We start from the raw sequence: 19,332 nt of genomic DNA, 5'->3' as shown, positions 1-19,332 counted from the left end.
GATGGCCGCGACGATTCCTCTGGGCGCCGCCCGCGCGCTGCCGCCCGGGCGCCTGCATGACGCCACCGCCGAGGCGCCGTGGGTGCGCCGCACGCTGATCGCGCTGGCCGCGCTGTTCCTGACGCTGTTCCTGTTCGTGCCGCTGGCCGCGGTGTTCTACGAGGCGCTGCGCCACGGTTTGCATGCCTACTGGAACGCGCTGGTCGAGCCCGACGCGCTGTCCGCGATCCGCCTGACGCTGACCGTCGCGGCGATCGCGGTGCCGCTGAACCTGGTGTTCGGCGTCGCCGCGGCCTGGGCCATCGCCAAGTTCGAATTTCCCGGCAAGAGCCTGCTGACCACGCTGATCGACCTGCCGTTCTCGGTCTCGCCGGTGATCTCGGGCCTGATCTATGTGCTGCTGTTCGGCGCGCAGGGCTGGCTTGGTCGGTGGCTGGCCGAGCACGACATCCGCATCCTGTTCGCGGTGCCGGGCATCGTGCTGGCGACCGTCTTCGTGACCTTTCCCTTCGTCGCCCGCGAACTGATTCCGCTGATGCAGGCGCAGGGCACGGAGGAAGAGGAGGCCGCCATCGTGCTCGGCGCCTCGGGCTGGCAGACCTTCTGGCGCGTGACGCTGCCCAATATCCGCTGGGGCCTGCTGTACGGCGTGATCCTGTGCAATGCGCGGGCGATGGGCGAGTTCGGCGCGGTGTCCGTGGTGTCGGGCCATATCCGCGGGCTGACCAACACGATGCCGCTGCACGTCGAGATTCTCTACAACGAATACAACTTCGTCGCCGCCTTCGCGGTGGCCTCGCTGCTGACGCTGCTGGCCCTGCTGACGCTGGCGATCAAGACACTGGTCGAATTCCGGACGCGGCGGGAGCTGGGCGAGGCGAGCGAAGAGGCCGTGCCGGCCGCTTCGGCTGCCTCGCCCGCATCGGCAGTATCGGCGGCAACGTCCGCAGCGGCCGCACGGCCGGCCATGTTGCATGCGCATGCCCCCTCGTTCGGTGGGGAATCCGCGCGCGACGGGCACCCCGCCAAGGTACGCGGCCCGGCCGCCGCGGCCGACGCGCAAGACAGCTTGGGATGGACATCATGAGCATTCAGGTAAGGCATCTGCACAAACAGTTCGGCGATTTCGTCGCGCTGGACGACGTCTCGCTCGATTTCGCCGAAGGCGAGTTGACCGCGCTGCTGGGACCTTCCGGCTGCGGCAAGACCACGCTGCTGCGCGTGATCGCGGGGCTCGAGCGCGCCGACCGCGGGCAGGTGCTGCTGGAAGGCCAGGATGCGACGGGGCAGCCGGTGCGCCAGCGCCAGGTCGGCTTCGTGTTCCAGCACTACGCGCTGTTCCGCCATATGACGGTGTTCGAGAACGTCGCCTTCGGCCTGCGCGTCAAGCCGCGCGGCGAGCGGCCGAGCGAGGCGCAGATCCGCGAGCGCGTGCGCGCGCTGCTGGAGCTGGTGCAGCTGGACTGGCTGGCTGACCGCTATCCGCCGCAGCTGTCCGGCGGCCAGCGCCAGCGCATCGCGCTGGCCCGCGCGCTGGCGGTCGAGCCGCGCGTGCTGCTGCTGGACGAACCGTTCGGCGCGCTCGACGCCAAGGTCCGCAAGGAACTGCGGCGCTGGCTGCGACGCCTGCACGACGAACTGCATGTGACCAGCGTCTTCGTCACGCACGACCAGGAGGAGGCGCTGGAGGTGGCCGACCGCGTGGTGCTGATGCAGCGCGGCCGCGTCGAGCAGGTGGGCTCGCCGCAGGCGGTCTACGAGCATCCGGCCACGCCGTTCGTGTTCGGCTTCCTGGGCCATGTCAATCGCATTCACGGGCGGCTCGAGCGCGGGACCGATGGCGGGGCGCTGCGTAGCGGGGCGGCGCTGCTGTCGCTGTCCGATGGTCTGGGCGACGACGGCCTGGGCTCGGTCGACGAGGCCGAGGGCGCCGAGGCGATCGGCTACGTCCGTCCGCACGAGGTCGAGCTGGAGCGCTATGCGCCCGGCGCCGAAGGCATCGTCGCGACGCTGCGGCGTGCGCTGGCGCTCGGACCGGTCGCGCAGCTGGAACTGGAGCGCGAGGACAACCGCGAGCTGATCGAGGTGGTGCTGCCGCTGGAGCGCTTCCAGCGCGACGGCTATCGCGAGGGCGAGCTGCTGGCGGCGCGGCCGCGGCGCATGCGCGTGTTCGCGGGCGGGCAGGGCGTGCGGCAGGCGGGTCGAGGTTCGGCACAAGCGGCGGCACAAGCGGCGACGCAAGCGGCGGCGCAAGCGTCTGCACAGGCAGGAGCGGCCCGATGAACTTCCAGCAACTGCGATCGATCCGAGAGGCGGTGCGCCGCCAGTTCAACCTAACCGAGGTCGCCAACGCGCTGTACACCTCGCAGCCGGGCGTGTCGCGCCAGATCCGCGAACTCGAGGAAGAGCTGGGCGTCGAGATCTTCGAGCGCTACGGCAAGCGGCTGACCGGGCTGACCGCGCCGGGCCGCGAGATCGTCCGTATCGTCGAGCGTCTGCTGCTCGAGGCGGAGAACCTGCGCCAGGCGGGCGACGAATTCGCCGGCCGCCATACCGGCCGGCTGACGGTGGCCACCACGCATACGCAGGCCCGCTACGCGCTGCCGAAGGTCGTCACGGAATTCCGCCGCGCCTATCCGCACGTCACGCTGGCGCTGCAGGAGGCCTCGCCCAACCATATCGTCGAGCTGCTGCTGTCGGGGCAGGCCGATATCGGCATCGCCACCGAGGCGCTGGCGAGCGAGCCGTCGCTGACCGCGTTCGACGCCTACACCTGGCGCCATGTGCTGGTGGTCGCGCCGGACCACCCGCTGACGCGGCTGCCCGAGCCGACGCTGGAGGACCTGGCCGGTTTTCCGATCATCACCTACGACGCGGGCTTTACCGGCCGGCGCAAGATCGACAGCGCCTTCGCGCAGGCCGGCCTGCAGCCGGAGATCGTGCTGACCGCGCTCGATGCCGACGTGATCAAGACCTATGCGGAGCTCGATCTCGGCGTCGGCATCATCGCCTCGATGGCCTACGATCCGCGCAAGGACAGCGGGCTGGTGCGGATCGCGGCCGATCATCTGTTCGCGCCGAACACCACCAGCGTGGCGGTGCGCCGCGGCGCCTATCTGCGCGGCTATGCGCATGCCTTCATCCAGCTGTTCGCGCCGCAGCTGTCCGAGCAGGCGGTCAGCAGCGCGCTGGCCGAGGGCGGCAGCTTCGGGGCGCTGACGGCCGAGGCTGCGTAGGCTTGCGCACGAAGCCGGCATCGCGGCGCCGCCGCATGCTGGCTCTTCTTCGGCGCCGCGCGATCGCCGCGGTGCATCGTTGCATTGCCTCGCGATGCCGTCGCGCGGCCGCATCCACTTCGGACCCGGCAGCGGCCCCTTCGCGCCGCTGGTCGCCCGTTCGTCGCATCCGGGTTTCATTCGCGCCGTGACCCGGGTTACATTACGCGCACGGACACGGGATGCGTACCGATGCAGCGGCCGCCAGCCATGCTGCACCGCATCGCCGGTCATCCCGTGCCGCATGCGATCCGCCTCCGAGCTGGCGAATGCCGCGGTTGGGGGCCGCACCGCCGCATGGAACGTCGGCGGGTCGCGGCTAGAATGAGGCAATGGTCCCTCCCCACACCCGCGTCGCCGAGGTGGCGGTGGAAGGACGGAGGCGACATGAGATCGACGCACCGCTGTTTCACCCACGCCATTCCTTCCCGCCTGACGCTGCTGGGGCGCGACCTGGTGTTCGTGCTTGTCATGAACGGCGTGATCGCGGTCAGCCTCACCTGGGGCTTCCAGACCGGCGGCACCTTCCTGAAGAACTTCGTCTATAGCCAGCTGATCGGCCTGTCGATCTGGGCGCTGATCGATATTCCGCGCGTGGTGATCTGGCGCAACGAGCGCCCGGCGGGCTGGCCCTTCATCCTGCTGGCGATCGCCGCGGTGCCGCTCGGCGTGCTGTTCGGCAGCTGGGCGACGCGGATGGTGATGGACCTGCCGCCCAAGTCGATGGAAGAGGCCAACGACATGCTGCGCATGTGCCTGGTGGTCGGGATGCTGGCGGCGACCAGCATGATCTACTTCTACTGGTCGCGCGAGCGCCTGGCCTTCCTGCAGCGCCAGGCCGCGCTCGACGCGCTGCAGCGCGAGGAGGCCGAGAAGCAGCTGGTGCGCGCGCAGCTGATGGCGCTGCAGGCGCAGATCGAACCGCACTTCCTGTTCAACTCGCTGGCCCACCTGGACGGCCTGATCGCCACCGATCCGCATGCCGCGCGCAAGCTGCTGCAGGGGCTGATCGGCTTCCTGCGGCGCTCGCTGGCCCATACCCGCGCGGAACAATGCACGCTGCAGCAGGAATTCGCGCTGCTGCGCAGCTATCTCGATATCCAGGGGCTGCGCTTCGGCCAGCGCCTGTCCTATCAGTTCGATCTGCCCGACGATCTGGCCGAGGTCGAGATTCCGCCGATGCTGATCCAGCCGCTGGTCGAGAACGCCGTCACGCATGGCATCGAGCCCTGCATGGCGGGGGGGCGCATTACCGTGTCGGCGCGCGCGCAGGGCGAGAACGCCGTGCAGGTGTCGATCGCCGATACCGGCGTCGGCTTCGCGCAGGCGCCGGTCAAGGGCTCGGGCCTGGGGTTGACGCATGTGCGCGAACGCCTGGCGCGGATCTTCGGCGCCGCCGCCACGATGCAGATCGAGGAGAACGTGCCCAGCGGCGTGGTGGTGCGGCTGACCGTGCCGGTCACGCGCAAGCCGGTCCAGCAGGGCGTGACCGCGCCGGCGGCCACCTGCGGGACGGCGCAGGCCGGCGCCGCTGCGGCGGTGACCGTGCCCCCCGTGCCGGCCGCCTCGGCCGCGGCACGGTCGTGACATTGCGGACCCGATATCGGGTCTTGATACCGCGGGGCTGATATCGCGGTGCCGATATCGGTCCTGAAATCGAATTTGCCGACCCGGCGGCCGGTTGCCGCCGGGCCCTTCGTTGCCGCCGGCGGCCGCCAATGCCAAGCAATGACCGCCGAACCACCACGATCGACTGCCACCGACTCCACGATGACGCCGACCCTGCTGATTGCCGACGACGAACCGCTCCTTGCCCGCGTGTTGCATGCCGAGTTGTCCAGCCTCTGGCCGGAGGCGCAGATCGTCGCGACGGTGCATGACGGGGTGTCGGCGCTCGAAGCGGTGCGGCAGCACGCGCCGCGCGTCGCCTTTCTCGATATCCGGATGCCCGGCATCACCGGCATGGAGGTGGCGCGCGACCTGCTGGGCAAGCCCGGCGCGCCGCTGGTGGTGTTCGTCACCGCCTACGACCAGTTCGCGCTCGAGGCCTTCGAGAGTGCGGCGGTCGACTACGTGCTCAAGCCAATCCAGCGCGAGCGGCTGGAGGCGACCGTGAACCGGCTGAAGACGCGGCTGGCGATGCCGCCGCAGACGATGGACGGCACCCCCTCGGCGGGCGCGCTCGAAGGCGAGCGGCTGGAGCAGCTGCTGAACCGGCTCGAGGCGCTGGACCGCGATACCATCGCCCGCACCGGCGGGCCGTATCTACGCTTCATCAAGGCCCTGGTCGGCCAGGAGGTGCGGATCATCCCGGTCGACGAGGTGATCTACCTCGAGGCCACCGACAAGTATGTCAACGTGGTGTCCAGCAGCGGCGAGGCGCTGATCCGCACCAGCCTGCGCGAGCTGACCCAGCAGCTCGATCCGGACCGCTTCTGGCAGATCCATCGCGGCACGGTGGTCAACATCGACTGCGTCGCCGCCGCGGTCAACCAGTCGCTCGGGCGGCTCACGCTGAAGTTGCGCAATCGCCCCGAGACGCTGGCGGTGGCGCGGCAGTACGCGTATCTGTTCAAGCAGATGTAAGGGCTGTTGGGGGGTGCGCCGGCGCGGGCCTTGCGTCGGCCTTCTCCGGCCTTCGGCCTTCTCCGGCCTTCGGCCCGGCCTCCCGCGCGCGCTTCCTTCGGAGCTTCTGCCCGGCCTTCCGCGCGGACTTGCTTCCGCGCTTCTGCCCGGTCTTCCCCGGTCGTTTTCCACTATGATGCTTCGGTTGCGCCGCACCATCGGGCGCACCCGGGCATCGCGCCCGTCTTCGCGTTTTTCGCTTTGTCCGCTTTTTCCCCTTTTCCCCTTTGTTTCCCTGCTGATCGAGGAGTGAATTGCCATGGATTTCGCCACCACCGACCTTTGCGACGATCACGAGGCACGCCTGGCCGACGGCTCGCTGCGCGTGCTGACGCCGGGCTGGCAGGCCTTCGGCAAGCGCGCGCGCTTCGCCGGCCCCGCCATGACGCTGAAGGTGTTCGAGGACAACTCGCTGGTGCGCGAGGCGCTCGAGTCGCCGGGACAGGGCAGGGTGCTGGTGGTCGACGCCGGCGGCTCGGCGCGCTGCGCGCTGGTCGGCGGCAATCTCGGCCAGCTCGGCGAGAAGAACGGCTGGGCCGGCATCGTGCTGAACGGCTATGTGCGCGACACCGTCGAGCTCAACGATTGCGACATCGGCATCCGCGCGCTGGGCGTGCATCCGCGCAAGAGCGAGAAGCGCAACAGCGGGCAGCGCGACGTCGCGCTGCAGATGCCGGGTGCGGTAGTGCGTCCGGGCAACTGGATCTACGTCGACGAGGACGGCGTGCTGGTGTCGGACGTCGACCTGGCGAGCCCGGTGAGCGCGGTGAGCGCGAAGCAGGGCTGACGATGGCGCTGGTGTTCGTCTATGGCACCTTGCGCGCCGGCGAGGTCAACGACCTGAACGAGGCGGCGCGCCGCCATGGCCTGCCGGCGCCGCGGCTGGTCGGCAGCGGCAGCGTGCCGGGGCGGCTCTACGACTTCGGCAGCTATCCGGGCTATGTGCCGGCGGCGCTTGAGCCGGACAGCGCTGGCCTGCCCGGCGGTCCGCGCGTGGTCGGGGACATCTACGAGATCGACGAGGCCCTGATTCCCGTGCTCGACGAGATCGAGGAGGTCTATCCGGGCCAGGCGACGCTGTTCGTGCGCACCGAGCAGGAGGTGGCATGCGCCGATGGCAAGCGGCGCTGCCTGCTCTATCCGGTCGGCGCGGAGGCGGTGCGCAGCCTGCCGGAGATCGAAGGCGGCGACTGGGTGGCCTACCGGCGCGCCCGGGTTGCGGCCGGCTGAACCGCCCGACAGCGCTTGCACACAATTTCACGATGCGGAAAGACGTTTTGGTCCGCAAAAATACATGGATGCATGGCACAACGGTCGTTTCTCATGATGGGAAAGGTCTTGCCGCATCGTGAAATGTTTTCGATAAACTACTGAAATATAAGGATAAAAAATCTGCGGCGCAGGCCGCATCGAGCCTTGTTGCGTCGCGGGACGCTTCTCTACACTCTTATATAAGACATATGACTTGCGGCGCAGCCGGAACGCTGAAACCGGCACCCGGTGCCCCAGGTCGGCAGACCGGCTCCCCCTCCGGTCGCGTCGCACAGATTTGCCGAACCCCATCAACAGGAGAGTGACATGTCCCGCGAAATCGAAGCACAAAAGCTCAAGCAAGACTGGGAAACCAACCCGCGCTGGAAGGGCATCAGCCGCCACTACACCGCCGAGGACGTGGTGCGCCTGCGCGGCTCGGTCCAGATCGAGCACACGCTGGCCCGCCGCGGTGCCGAGAAGCTGTGGCATCTGCTCAATACCGAGCCGTTCGTCAACACGCTGGGCGCGCTGACCGGCAACCAGGCGATGCAGCAGGTCAAGGCCGGCCTGAAGGCGATCTATCTGTCGGGCTGGCAGGTCGCCGGCGACGCCAACCTGGCCGGCGAGATGTATCCGGACCAGTCGCTGTATCCGGCCAACTCGGTGCCGCAGGTGGTCAAGCGCATCAACAACACCTTCCAGCGTGCCGACCAGATCCAGTGGAGCGAAGGCAAGGGCGACATCGATTTCTTCGCGCCGATCGTGGCGGACGCGGAAGCGGGCTTCGGCGGCGTGCTGAACGCCTTCGAGCTGATGAAGGCGATGATCGAAGCGGGCGCCGCCGGCGTGCACTTCGAAGACCAGCTGGCCTCGGTCAAGAAGTGCGGCCACATGGGCGGCAAGGTGCTGGTGCCGACCCGCGAGGCCGTCGCCAAGCTGACCGCCGCGCGCCTGGCCGCCGACGTGATGGGCGTGCCGACGCTGGTGATCGCCCGTACCGATGCGGAAGCGGCCGATCTGCTGACCTCGGACATCGACGATCGCGACAAGCCGTTCTGCACCGGCGAGCGCACCGTCGAGGGCTTCTACCGCACCAAGGCCGGCATCGAGCAGTCGATCGCACGCGCGCTGGCCTATGCGGAAGTGGCCGACCTGGTCTGGTGCGAAACCGGCAAGCCGGATCTGGAATTCGCCAAGAAGTTCGCCGAGGCGGTGCACGCCAAGTACCCGGGCAAGCTGCTGGCCTACAACTGCTCGCCGTCGTTCAACTGGAAGAAGAACCTGGACGACGCCACCATCGCCAAGTTCCAGAAGGAGCTGGGCGCGATGGGCTACAAGTTCCAGTTCATCACGCTGGCCGGCTTCCACTCGCTGAACTACTCGATGTTCAACCTGGCCTACGGCTATGCGCGCAACCAGATGAGCGCGTTCGTCGAACTGCAGGAAGCCGAGTTCAAGGCGGCCGAGAAGGGCTTCACCGCGGTCAAGCACCAGCGCGAAGTCGGCACCGGCTACTTCGACGCGGTCACGCAGACCATCGAAGGCGGCCAGTCGTCGACCACCGCGTTGAAGGGCTCGACCGAGGACGAGCAGTTCTTCGACAAGAAGGTGGCTTGATGTAGTGGGTTCTCCCTCTCCGTCTCCCTCTCCCGATGGCGGGAGAGGGAGAGGGGAAGGGGTTCAGCGAAGGTGCTGCCTTACCGGTAGACGATCACCGGAATATCGGTATGCGTCAGCACCTTCTGCGTCTCGCTGCCGAGCAGCAGGCCGGACAGGCCGCGGCGGCCGTGCGAGGCCATGAAGATCACGTCGCAGCCATGCCGTTCGGCCGCGTCGATGATGCCCAGATAGGGCACCGCGAAGGTCGACATATCGGTGTCGCAAGGCACACCGGCCGCGGTCGCGGCGGTTTCGACCTCCTTCAGATAGATGCGCGCCTGCGCCTCGATGCGGTCCTTGAAGGCCTGCGGGGCCTCGACCACGATTTCGCTGAAGGGCGTGTACGGATATTCCTCGAGACAGACATAGGCCGTGACCCGGGCGCCGATGGCCCTGGCCAGTTCGATGCCGCCGTCGATCGCTTTCTTGGACAGCTCCGAACCGTCAGTGGGGAGCAGGATGTGCTTGAACATGGCCGATCTCCTTGCGATGAGTCCAAAGGCATACCCGAGGGGCACCGGAAGCGGGCGGACAAAACCGGGCCCGCGCTGACTTCATTGTAGCCAGTGTGGCGGCTAATGCATCGCGGGCGAACCCTTGCCCGATCGTCGTGCAGGGTCAGGCACCGACCGGCTCGTCGGTAGCGGGCAGCGGCGCCTGTTCGCCCCGGCGCCAGTAGGCGGGGTTGCCGTAGGTGTTCTTCAGATGATCGATAAACAGCCGCACCCGCAACGGCAGATGCTTGCGCTGCGGAAACACCGCATGGATGCCGATCGGCGGCGCCTGGAACTCATCGAGCACCGTCACGAGGCGCCCGGTCGCGATCTCGTGGCCGACCTCCCACCACGAGCGCCACGCCAGCCCGTGTCCTTGCAGACACCAGGCATGCAGCACCGCGCCGTCGGTGCATTCCATATTGCCGCCGACCTTGACCGTGACCGGCCGCCCGTCCTGCTGGAACACCCAGCCGCGCTGCACGTTGGCGCTGGCCCCGAAGGCCAGGCAGTTGTGCGCGGCGAGTTCCTCCGGCAGCTGCGGCGTGCCGCGCCGCGCCAGATACGAGGGCGCCGCCACCACCACGCGGCGGTTCTCGGCCAGCCGGATCGACACCAGGCTCGAATCGGGCAGGTCGCCCAGGCGAATCGCGCAATCGAAGCCCTCGTTGACCAGGTCGACCACGCGGTCCGACAGGTCCAGCGTGATGGTCACGTCCGGATGCGACTCGATGAACAGCGGCACCACCGGCGCCACGTGCTTGCGGCCGAAGCCCGCCGGTGCCGTCACGCGCAGATGGCCGCTGGCCTTGACGCCGCCCGCCGACACGCTGGCCTCGGCGTTCTGCAGATCGTTCAGGATGCGCTGGCAGTCTTCCAGGAAGGCCGAGCCCTCGAAGGTCAGCGTGATCTTGCGGGTGGTGCGCACCAGCAGCTTGACGCCCAGCCGTTCCTCGAGCGCGTCGATGCGGCGGCCGATGATGGCCGGCGCGACGCCCTCGGCGGTGGCGGCCGCGGACAGGCTGCCGCGCGAGGCGACCGAGACGAAGGTCGCCAGTTGCTTGAAATGATCCACGTGTCCCCGACGGTTTGCGGCTGCCCGGACACAAAGCGATCTTGGCGATACGTGCCGGTCAGCGGATGGCATGGTCGGAGCCGATATTGGTTTCGGATCTTCCGACGGTTCGCCAAGATTAGTAGGGCAAAAGTAAAAGATCAAGTGACCCGGGTCGGCTATGCCGCGCTGCAGCGCCTGCCTACAATGCTCGGAATTCGTGGTACGCCGGCCCTGCGCCGCGGCCGCCAACCCTGGTCCTTGCCCGCTATGAACCCGATCCGCGCCGTCGTCTTCGATGCCTATGGCACGCTGTTCGACGTGTATTCCGTCACGGCGCGCGCGGAGCAGCTGTTTCCCGGCAAGGGCGAGGCGCTGGCGCTGCTGTGGCGCGACCGCCAGATCGACTACACGCGGATCCGCACCCTGGCCGCGCCGGACGGGGCCTGGTACAAGCCGTTCTGGGCGATCACCGTCGACGCGCTGCGCTATGCGGCGCAGCGGCTGGCGCTGCGGCTCGATGCCGCGGCCGAGGCGCAGCTGCTGAAGGAGTACGCCTGCCTGTCGGCCTTTCCGGAGAACCTGGGCACGCTGCGCCGGCTGCGCGCGGCCGGGCTGCCGCTGGGCATCCTGTCCAACGGCAATCCCGAGATGCTGGACATCTCGGTCAAGAGCGCCGGCATGCAGGGCCTGTTCGACCATGTGCTGTCGGTCGACGCGGTGCGCCAGTACAAGACCGCCCCGGCCGCCTATGCGCTCGGTCCCGCGGCCTTCGGCGTGCCGGCGCACGAGATGCTGTTTGTCTCGTCCAACGGCTGGGACGCGTGCGGCGCGACCTGGTTCGGCTACACCACGTTCTGGATCAATCGTGCCGGCCACCCGGCGGAGCGGCTCGACGCCGAGCCGAGCGGGACCGGGCACGACATGAACGACCTGCTCGATTTCGTGCGCGCACGCGGCATTGCCGTCGCGCACGGATGACGAGGGCAGGCATGGCACAACCCCCATCGATCACAGGAGAACATTGATGGCCATCACGTTGCCTGCGGGCATGAAGATTACCGGCGAAATCCTGCCGGCCTACGAAGATATCCTCACGCCGGAAGCGCTGGCCCTGGTGGACAAGCTGCACCGCGCCTTCGAGCCGCGCCGCCAGCAGTTGCTGGCCGCGCGCGTCGAACGCGCCAAGCGCCTGGACGCGGGCGAGCGCCCCGACTTCCTGCCGGAGACCAAGTCGATCCGCGAAGGCGACTGGAAGATCGCGCCGATCCCCAAGGCGCTGGAGTGCCGCCGCGTCGAAATCACCGGCCCGGTCGAAGCCAAGATGGTCATCAACGCGTTCAACTCGGGCGCGGACAGCTACATGACCGACTTCGAGGACTCGAACACCCCGAACTGGCACAACCAGCTGCAGGGCCAGGTCAACCTGAAGGCCGCCGTGCGCCGCACGCTGACGCTCGAGGCCAAGGGCAAGGTCTACAAGCTGAACGACAAGATCGCCACGCTGCAGGTGCGTCCGCGCGGCTGGCATCTGGACGAGAAGCACGTGACCATCGACGGCCAGCGCGTGTCGGGCGGCATCTGGGACTTCGCGCTGTTCCTGTTCCATAACGCCAAGGAGCAGATCGCGCGTGGCGCCGGTCCGTTCTTCTATCTGCCGAAGATGGAAAGCCATCTCGAGGCGCGCCTGTGGAACGACATCTTCGTGATGGCGCAGAACGAGATCGGCCTGCCGCAGGGCACCATCAAGGCGACCGTGCTGATCGAGACGATCCTGGCCGCCTTCGAGATGGAAGAGATCCTGTACGAACTGCGCGAGCACAGCGCGGGCCTGAACGCCGGCCGCTGGGACTACATCTTCTCGTGCATCAAGAAGTTCAAGACCGACAAGAACTTCTGCCTGGCCGACCGCGCCAAGGTCACGATGACCGCGCCGTTCATGCGCGCGTACGCGCTGCTGCTGCTCAAGACCTGCCACAAGCGCGGCGCGCCGGCGATCGGCGGCATGAGCGCGCTGATCCCGATCAAGAACGATCCGGAGAAGAACGAGATCGCGATGCAGGGCATCATCGGCGACAAGCGCCGCGATGCCACCGACGGCTATGACGGCGGCTGGGTGGCCCACCCGGGCCTGGTCGAGCCGGCGATGAAGGAATTCGTCGCGGTGCTGGGCGACAAGCCGAACCAGTTCGAGAAGCAGCGCCCGGACGTCAACGTGAGCGCCGCCGACCTGCTGAACTTCCAGCCCGAAACGCCGATCACCGAAGGCGGCCTGCGCATGAACATCAACGTGGGCATCCATTACCTGGGCGCCTGGCTGGCCGGCAACGGCTGCGTGCCGATCCACAACCTGATGGAAGACGCCGCCACCGCCGAGATCTCGCGTTCGCAGGTCTGGCAGTGGATCCGCTCGCCGAAGGGCGTGCTGGAAGACGGCCGCAAGGTGACCGCCGAGATGGTGCGCGCGCTGATTCCGGAAGAACTGGCCAAGGTCAAGGAAGTGGTCGGCGGCGACACGAAGACCTACGACCGCGCCGCGGAGATCTTCGAGCAGATGTCGACGTCGGAATCGTTCGCCGAATTCCTGACGCTGCCGCTGTACGAGGAGATCTGAGTGTGAGCCTCGTCCCCGCTCGCGCGGGGACGACGGCCATCTCGATTCCAGAGTCCGAAGCCCGCATCCGCGGGCTTTTTGCTTTGCGGGATGCGGCCCCGGCGCGGGGCCTTCATAATGGCGGCTTGAGCAAGAGGGAGAATCAAGTTGCGCTTCGAGCATCTGGTAGAGATCAATGACCCCAACATGCCGGCGCTGGACCCGCTGACGGCGGACCAGGTCTGGCAGGGGCTGGTGCTGCGCGGCCAGTCGCCGGAGCTGTTCGTGCTGGGCCTGGACCGCGCCGAAATCACCGGCCGCGGCGACGACTGGATCGAGCGCGTGCTGCATTTCGGCAAGGCCGAAGTGCGCGACCGGGTCGTGTTCGAATCGCGCCGATCGGTCCGTTACGAGACCGCCGCCACCGCCGACCATGCCGGCGGCACGCTGACGATGACCATCGAGACGCCGGGCCCGGGCGCGCTGCTGCTGCGCTTCACCTACGAGACCACGATGCCGGCGGTCGACGCCAGCGGCGACGACCGCTACGCCGAGATCGTCAAGTCGGCCTATCACGAGGCCGATCTCGATACGGTCCGCAAGATCCGCGAACTGGCCAGCACCGGCAGGCTCGGGTGAGCGAAGGTTCCTTGCCGCCGCGCGGCGGCGACGGTCCGGCGCGCGGCGCGCCCACGCGCGCGCAGCTGCGCGAGCGCTACGGCGACAAGCTGCGCTGGCTGGTGCTGGTCACGCTGATGATCGGCACGATGTCCTCGATCGTGTCGTCGACCATCGTCAATGTCGCGGTGCCGGACCTGAGCCGGCATTTCGGCCTCGGGCAGGAACGCGCGCAATGGGTCGCGGCCAGCTTCATGATCGCGATGACGCTGGCGATGCTGCTGACGCCGTGGCTGCTGAACCGCTACGGCCTGCGCCGCACCTTTCTTGGCGCCGCCGTGCTGCTCGGCGTCGGCGGGCTGGTCGGCGGCTTCTCGCCGACCTATGGCGTGATGATCGCGATGCGCGTGGCCGAAGGCGTGGCCGCCGGCATCATGCAGCCGCTGCCCAATATCCTGATCCTGCGCGTGTTCGAGGAACGCGAGCAGGGCAGGGCGATGGGCATGTTCGGCTTCGGCGTGGTGCTGGCGCCGGCGCTGGGGCCGAGCCTGGGCGGCTTCCTGGTCGAATCGTTCGGCTGGCGCTCGATCTTCTTCGTGGTGGTGCCGCTGACCATCGTCGCCGGACTGATGGCGCGCCGCTTCATGGCGATCGATTCCGCGATGATGGGCGAGCGCAAGCCGCTCGACTGGCAGGGCCTGGCGCTGGCCGGCGTCGCCACCGTGATGCTGCTCAACGGCCTGGTCGAGCTGCGCGAGGACACCGTCACGGGCCTGCTGCTGTCGGGCCTGGGCGTGCTGCTGCTGGTGCTGTTCGTGCTGTGGCAGCTGCGCGCCTCGGACCCGCTGATGAACATGCGGCTGTACAGCTATCGGCAGTTCTCGGCCGGCGCGGTGGTGGCCTTCATCTATGGCGCCGGGCTGTTCGGTTCGACCTATCTGCTGCCGGTCTATATGCAGATGGCGCTGCAGTACTCGCCGTCGCAGGCGGGCTTCGTGCTGCTGCCGGCGGGGATCGCGCTGGCGGTGACCATCGCCGCGGCCGGCCGGCTGACCAGCCGCGTGCCGCCGCATATCCAGGTGTCGGCGGGGCTGGCGCTGCTGGCCGCGTCCTTCCTGCTGATGGCGCTGGGCTCGCTGACGACGCCCTATGTGGTGCTGGTGGCGCTGGCGGTGCTGGGGCGTATCGGCCTGGGCTGCATCCTGCCGTCGCTGTCGCTGGGCGCGATGCGGGGCGTCGATTTTTCGCTGATCGCGCAGGGGTCCAGCGTGATCAACTTTGTGCGGCAGCTGGGTGGTGCCATCGGTGTCAGCCTGGCCGGGGTCGGCCTGCAATGGCGGCTGGAGTCGCACGGCGCGCTGCTGGCCGGCAATCAGGCCGGGGCCGATGCCGCGGCGCGCATCCGCGCGTTCGACGAGACCTTCCTGGCGGTGGGGCTGGTGATTGCGACCGCGATCCTGGCCGCCTGGCGGATCCGGCCGCGGCAGCAGCCGGAGCGGGTGGGGCAGTAGCGCCTGATGTCTGTCGCGCCCGCGAACGCAGCGGGCGCACCGTGCTGGCTGTCTCGCGTGGAAGCCGCCGGGTCCCCGTCGGCGCAAGGGATGGCAGGGCGGGGACGGCGGCGCGGGGATGTCCGCGCGAAGAAGACAGCGCGCGAAGGCGGCGGCGCGGCGCTGGCTCAGCTGGCCGCGCCGGACTTCAGCTCCTCCACCAGCTCGATGTACTTCTGCATCGCCTCTTCCTGGCTGGTGCCCTTCAGCGTTTCCCAGGCCTCGAACTTGTAGCGCCCGACGAAGTCGGTCATGCCCGGCTTGTCGCCATGGACGTCGCCCTCGCTGCCTTGCTTGAACAGCGCGTACAGGCGCAGCAGCGTCATGTTGCTGGGGCGTTCGGGCAGTTGCTTGACGTCGTTCTGCGCTTGCTCGAAGCGCTGTTGCAGGTCGCTCATGGGGGACTCCGGGACGGTGAGGGAGATGGACCCGCGATGATAGCCCCCGGGCCGCCAAACCCGCCCGGAAAAAACCGAGGGCGGCTTCGGTTCCGCGGCCAGCGGATACAATCGCGGCATGTCATGGATTCTTGCCGTTGAAACCTCCACCGAGTGGTGTTCCGTCGCGCTCGGACACGCCTCGCCGACCGGCGGCCTGCGCTGCCTGGCCCGCCACGAACAGACCGGCCCGCGCTCGTCGGGCCGGGTCCTGCCCGCCGCCGGCGAACTGCTGGCCGAGGCCGGCATCCGGCTGGCCGATTGCGCCGCGATCGCCTTCGGCGCCGGCCCGGGCTCGTTTACCGGCCTGCGCACCGCCTGCGGCATCGCGCAGGGGCTGGCCTTCGGCGCCAATCTGCCGGTCGTGCCCGTCAATACGCTGATGGCCTGCGCCGAACGCGTGCGCGGGGGGCCCGGGGCCGCGCTGGAGGGCGACGCCACGGACCTGCCGCTGCCCGCCGGCGTGCCGGTGCTGGTCGCGCTCGACGCACGCATGGACGAGGTCTATACCGGGCTGTTCGAATGGGACGCGGTCCGCGGCGAATGGCAGGAAGCCGGTCCGATGCGCGTCGCGGCACCCGAGGCGGTGCAGGCGCCGGCCGCGCCGTTCTGGCTGGCCGGCAACGGCGCCGCCGTCTACGGCGAACGCTTGCATGCCGCCGCGCAAGCCGCGCGCACGATCGCCGGCGCGATGCCGCACGCGGCTGCCGTGGTCGCGCTTGCGCAGCGCGCGCTGGCGCGCGGCGAGACCGTGGCCGCCGCCGATGCCGCGCCGCTGTACCTGCGCGACAAGGTCGCCCAGACCGTGGCCGAGCGCCGGGCCGCGGCGGCGGGGCGCGCCTCGCTGGCGGCCACCGGAGAACGGCAATGAGCGCCGCCCTCGGCGACAGCCGCACCGGCGCCGCCGCCTGGCCCGCGGTGCCCGATATGCCGACGCTGCCCGGCGGCTGGGCGCTGGCGCGCATGAGCGCGCGCGACCTGGACGCGGTGGTCGACATCGAGCAGCGCGCCTACAGCCATCCGTGGACCCGCGGCAATTTCGAGAACTCGGTCAAGGCCGGCCATATCGGGCTGACACTGCGCGACCCGGCCGGCAAGCTCGCCGGCTATGCCGTGCTGATGCCCGTGGTCGACGAGATGCATTTGCTCAATATCACGATCGAGCCGGCGCGCCATCGGCAGGGCCTCGGCAAGCTGCTGCTCGCCGTGGCGCTGGCCACCGCGCATCAGCATCGGCTGCCCAATGTGCTGCTCGAAGTCAGGCCGTCGAATACCGCCGCGCTGGCGCTGTACGAGGCCGCCGGCTTCGAGACGATCGGCCGACGCAAGGGCTATTATCCGGCCGCCGACGGGCGCGAGGATGCGCTGGTGCTGCGCCGCCGCTGGGGCACGGAGCAGGGCACGGAGCAGGACGGGCAGCAGGGCGGCCCGCGGGGGGCATCGGCATGAACCGGCGCGCGCTGTTTCTCGAAGCGCTCGGCATCGGCACCGAATGGGTGCCGCGCCATGCCGAGGCGGTGCAGGCCGAGCCCGAGTCCGCGTCGGCATTGGCCGAGGCCGTGAGCCACGACGCGCCGAGCCACGAAGGGCCGAGCCGTGAAGCGTCGGGCAGTGAAGCGCCGAGCCCCGAAGTACTGAGCCGCGAAGCGCCGACCAACGAAGCGCCGAGTCGTGAAGCGTTGGGCCGTGAAGCGCTGAGCCAGGAAGCGCAGGGCCATGAAGCGCAGGGCCATGAAGCGGCAAGCCCGATGGCCGCCGCGCCGGCGCCGCGCCAGCCGACCATTCCGCTCGTGCCGATCATGCAGAGCGTGCCCGACGATGGCCTGCCGCTGTCGGAAGGCCAATCCATTGCCGCGCCCGCCGACGACCTCGCCACGCTCGACTGGCAGGCGCTGGAAGCGCGCGTGGCGGGCTGCACGGCCTGCCAGTTGTGCAGCACGCGGACCCGCACGGTGTTCGGCGTCGGCGACCGCGAGGCCGACTGGATGCTGATCGGCGAGGCCCCGGGCGAGAACGAGGACCGGCAGGGCGAGCCCTTCGTCGGCCAGGCCGGCAAGCTGCTCGACAACATGCTGGCGTCGCTGCAGCTGGCGCGCGGGCGCAATGTCTTCATCGCCAACGTGCTCAAGTGCCGGCCGCCCGGGAATCGCAATCCGGAGCCGGCCGAGGTCGAGCAGTGCGAGCCCTTCCTGCGCCGGCAGATCGCGCTGGTGCGCCCGCGCCTGATCGTCGTGCTGGGCCGCTTCGCCGCGCAGACCCTGCTGCGTACCACCACGCCGATCAGCAAGCTGCGCGGCACGGTGCATCGCTACGAGGGCATCCCGGTGGTCGTGACCTACCACCCGGCCTACCTGCTGCGCACGCTGACCGACAAGGCCCGCGCCTGGGAAGACCTGTGCCTGGCGCGCGATGTCTATCGGCAGAACGATCCGGCCGCGCCGGCCGATCTGCTCGACTCCCCACGGACCGGCGCTGCCGGCAGCGGCGATGCGGGAGCCGGTCACTGAACTGGCGGGCGCCGGCGCGACCACGGCCGAGCCGCTGTGGCGCGCCGCCACGTCGGCGCGGGTGCGCGATCTGGCCTGGTGCACGCTGGCGCCGCCGCTGTTGAGCGCCATTCCCCGCGAATTCGCCGCGCTGGCCGAACCCGGCGGCGCCGCGCTCGCCGGTTGGCCACCGGGAGCACTGGCCGCCTGGCAGCGCTGGCTGGCCAGCGCCGATCCGGACCTGCTGCCTCCCACCATCGAAGAACTGTCCGCCTTGCCCGGGGCCGTGCAGGCGCTGGCCCCGGCCGCGCGCAGCCTGCGGCTGGGCCGGCATGCCGAACGGCTGCTGCATTTCGCGCTGGAACACGGTGAGGGCATCGAGCTGGTCGCCTCCAATCTGCCGGTGCGCCGGCATGGCCCGCATGGCGTGCAGACGCTGGGCGAGCTCGACTTCGTCTGGCGGGACGTGGCGCGCGGCGGGACGGGGGGCGCACCGCAGGGCCAGCTCGTACATTGGGAGATGGCGACGAAGTTCTACCTGCTGGTCGAGCCGGAGGCGAACGTCGAGGCGATGGCGCCGGACCCTTGTACGCGGCTGCAAGCCTTCGTCGGCCCGAATCTGGTGGACCGGCTTGGCGACAAGCTGTCGCATATCCTGCGCCGGCAACTGCCGCTGTCACGCACGACCGAGGCGGAGGCGCTGCTGGGCGCGCGTGTCGATCGCAGCGAAATCTATCTGCTGGGCTGGCTGTTCTATCGCGATGGGGTGATGCCGGCCGGCCTGGACGCGCTGGGGCTCAATCCCGCCCATCTGCGCGGCTGGTGGTCGACGCTGGCGCAATGGGCGCAGCGGGTGGAGGCGCGCTCGCCGGGCTCGCCGGGCTCGTTGGACTCGTCGGGCACGTCGGGCACGTCGGGCACGTCGGCCTCCGCCTCATCGGTGCGCTGGCATCGCCTGCCGCGCGCCCGCTGGCTGTCGCCGGCGCTGGTGCCGGAGCACGAAACCGAACCGTTCGAGACCCTGCACGGCGCGCTGGCCGCACGCTTCGCCGAGCCGCATCGCGAGCTGGCCTGGCGGCGCGAGGCCCCGGTGATGGTCTGCGAGATGGAGCCGGCCGGCGCTTCCGCGCCGGGCTGGTGGCGCGAACGTTCGCGCGGTTTCGTGGTGCCGCCCGGCTGGGAGGAAAGGGCGCGCCAGCGGGCGGTGCAGCCGCCGCGATGCTGAGTGCACGGCGGCGTGCCGCCTTCGCATGGCCTGGTGCGGCCGCCGGAGGGGTCCAGGCGTTC

General features: G+C 69.2%; 19 protein-coding genes. 16 read left to right on the top strand and 3 right to left on the bottom strand.

All coding sequences use genetic code 11. From position 1 onward, the window contains the following. Window position 1: 1 nt before the first annotated feature. The 8 genes from cysW to aceA all read left to right on the top strand — a co-directional run bounded on the left by cysW (window position 2) and on the right by aceA (window position 8,771). The gene (gene cysW / locus KZ686_RS12595) at window positions 2-1,087 is read left to right on the top strand and encodes a sulfate ABC transporter permease subunit CysW (protein WP_265632533.1); all 1,086 of its coding nucleotides are present in this window, start codon (window positions 2-4) and stop codon (window positions 1,085-1,087) included. Further along, window positions 1,084-2,283, top strand: coding sequence for a sulfate/molybdate ABC transporter ATP-binding protein (locus KZ686_RS12590; protein ID WP_149319069.1), 1,200 nt, complete (start codon window positions 1,084-1,086; stop codon window positions 2,281-2,283). Before cysW ends, KZ686_RS12590 begins: the two co-directional genes overlap by 4 nt. Continuing rightward, window positions 2,280-3,236 carry a CysB family HTH-type transcriptional regulator gene (locus tag KZ686_RS12585; protein WP_149319068.1) on the top strand — a complete coding sequence of 319 codons (957 nt, stop codon included), beginning with the start codon at window positions 2,280-2,282 and terminating at the stop codon, window positions 3,234-3,236. The genes KZ686_RS12590 and KZ686_RS12585 overlap by 4 nt, the downstream gene beginning before the upstream one ends. A 426-nt stretch (window positions 3,237-3,662) precedes the next feature. Continuing rightward, a complete protein-coding gene (locus KZ686_RS12580; RefSeq protein WP_265632532.1) occupies window positions 3,663-4,862 on the top strand; it encodes a sensor histidine kinase in 1,200 nt (399 codons plus the stop codon). Window positions 4,863-5,045: 183 nt separating this feature from the next. After that, on the top strand, window positions 5,046-5,861 hold the full coding sequence (locus KZ686_RS12575; RefSeq protein WP_265632531.1) for a LytR/AlgR family response regulator transcription factor: 816 nt from the start codon (window positions 5,046-5,048) through the stop codon (window positions 5,859-5,861). A 298-nt stretch (window positions 5,862-6,159) separates the two neighbouring features. Further along, window positions 6,160-6,687 (top strand): ribonuclease E activity regulator RraA, encoded by a 528-nt coding sequence (gene rraA, locus KZ686_RS12570; RefSeq protein ID WP_226108817.1) that lies wholly within the window; start codon window positions 6,160-6,162, stop codon window positions 6,685-6,687. 2 nt (window positions 6,688-6,689) lie between these two features. After that, the gene (locus KZ686_RS12565; protein ID WP_226108818.1) at window positions 6,690-7,130 is read left to right on the top strand and encodes a gamma-glutamylcyclotransferase family protein; all 441 of its coding nucleotides are present in this window, start codon (window positions 6,690-6,692) and stop codon (window positions 7,128-7,130) included. Between the two features lie 348 nt (window positions 7,131-7,478). Beyond that, window positions 7,479-8,771, top strand: a complete 1,293-nt coding sequence (aceA, locus tag KZ686_RS12560) for an isocitrate lyase (RefSeq protein WP_149319064.1) — start codon at window positions 7,479-7,481, stop codon at window positions 8,769-8,771. An 80-nt stretch (window positions 8,772-8,851) separates the two neighbouring features. On the opposite strand, the gene KZ686_RS12555 is transcribed toward aceA, so the two are convergent. After that, the gene (locus KZ686_RS12555; protein ID WP_149319063.1) at window positions 8,852-9,286 is read right to left on the bottom strand and encodes a universal stress protein; all 435 of its coding nucleotides are present in this window, start codon (window positions 9,284-9,286) and stop codon (window positions 8,852-8,854) included. 145 nt (window positions 9,287-9,431) lie between these two features. Continuing rightward, complete coding sequence (locus KZ686_RS12550; protein ID WP_265632529.1) at window positions 9,432-10,382, bottom strand: LysR family transcriptional regulator; 951 nt, start codon at window positions 10,380-10,382, stop codon at window positions 9,432-9,434. A gap of 249 nt (window positions 10,383-10,631) precedes the next feature. Between KZ686_RS12550 and KZ686_RS12545 the strand changes: the two genes are divergently transcribed. The 4 genes from KZ686_RS12545 (at window position 10,632) to KZ686_RS12530 (ending at window position 15,083) form a co-directional block, all read left to right on the top strand. Continuing rightward, entirely contained in the window at window positions 10,632-11,342 is a 711-nt protein-coding gene (locus KZ686_RS12545) for a haloacid dehalogenase type II (protein WP_265632528.1), read from the top strand. A gap of 46 nt (window positions 11,343-11,388) precedes the next feature. After that, window positions 11,389-12,975 carry a malate synthase A gene (gene aceB, locus KZ686_RS12540; protein ID WP_265632527.1) on the top strand — a complete coding sequence of 529 codons (1,587 nt, stop codon included), beginning with the start codon at window positions 11,389-11,391 and terminating at the stop codon, window positions 12,973-12,975. Between the two features lie 147 nt (window positions 12,976-13,122). Then, the gene (locus KZ686_RS12535) at window positions 13,123-13,593 is read left to right on the top strand and encodes an SRPBCC family protein (RefSeq protein WP_149319059.1); all 471 of its coding nucleotides are present in this window, start codon (window positions 13,123-13,125) and stop codon (window positions 13,591-13,593) included. Beyond that, entirely contained in the window at window positions 13,590-15,083 is a 1,494-nt protein-coding gene (locus tag KZ686_RS12530) for a DHA2 family efflux MFS transporter permease subunit (RefSeq protein ID WP_370639581.1), read from the top strand. Before KZ686_RS12535 ends, KZ686_RS12530 begins: the two co-directional genes overlap by 4 nt. Before the next feature lie 167 nt (window positions 15,084-15,250). Here KZ686_RS12530 and KZ686_RS12525 read toward each other — a convergent pair whose 3' ends face one another. Continuing rightward, window positions 15,251-15,520 carry an acyl-CoA-binding protein gene (locus KZ686_RS12525; protein WP_149319058.1) on the bottom strand — a complete coding sequence of 90 codons (270 nt, stop codon included), beginning with the start codon at window positions 15,518-15,520 and terminating at the stop codon, window positions 15,251-15,253. A gap of 118 nt (window positions 15,521-15,638) precedes the next feature. Between KZ686_RS12525 and tsaB the strand changes: the two genes are divergently transcribed. From tsaB to KZ686_RS12505, 4 genes are read left to right on the top strand one after another with little or no spacing between them, the layout of a single operon-like run. Beyond that, window positions 15,639-16,430 (top strand): tRNA (adenosine(37)-N6)-threonylcarbamoyltransferase complex dimerization subunit type 1 TsaB, encoded by a 792-nt coding sequence (tsaB, locus tag KZ686_RS12520; protein ID WP_265632526.1) that lies wholly within the window; start codon window positions 15,639-15,641, stop codon window positions 16,428-16,430. Then, window positions 16,427-17,008 carry a ribosomal protein S18-alanine N-acetyltransferase gene (gene rimI, locus KZ686_RS12515; RefSeq protein WP_226108821.1) on the top strand — a complete coding sequence of 194 codons (582 nt, stop codon included), beginning with the start codon at window positions 16,427-16,429 and terminating at the stop codon, window positions 17,006-17,008. Before tsaB ends, rimI begins: the two co-directional genes overlap by 4 nt. Further along, window positions 17,005-18,066 (top strand): uracil-DNA glycosylase, encoded by a 1,062-nt coding sequence (locus tag KZ686_RS12510; RefSeq protein ID WP_226108822.1) that lies wholly within the window; start codon window positions 17,005-17,007, stop codon window positions 18,064-18,066. Before rimI ends, KZ686_RS12510 begins: the two co-directional genes overlap by 4 nt. Beyond that, window positions 18,047-19,270 (top strand): DUF1853 family protein, encoded by a 1,224-nt coding sequence (locus KZ686_RS12505; RefSeq protein ID WP_265632524.1) that lies wholly within the window; start codon window positions 18,047-18,049, stop codon window positions 19,268-19,270. The genes KZ686_RS12510 and KZ686_RS12505 overlap by 20 nt, the downstream gene beginning before the upstream one ends. Window positions 19,271-19,332 lie beyond the last annotated feature (62 nt).

This window comes from Cupriavidus cauae (assembly GCF_026210475.1).
Classification (GTDB): domain Bacteria; phylum Pseudomonadota; class Gammaproteobacteria; order Burkholderiales; family Burkholderiaceae; genus Cupriavidus; species Cupriavidus cauae.
This window is presented reverse-complemented; position numbering and strand designations above follow the sequence as displayed.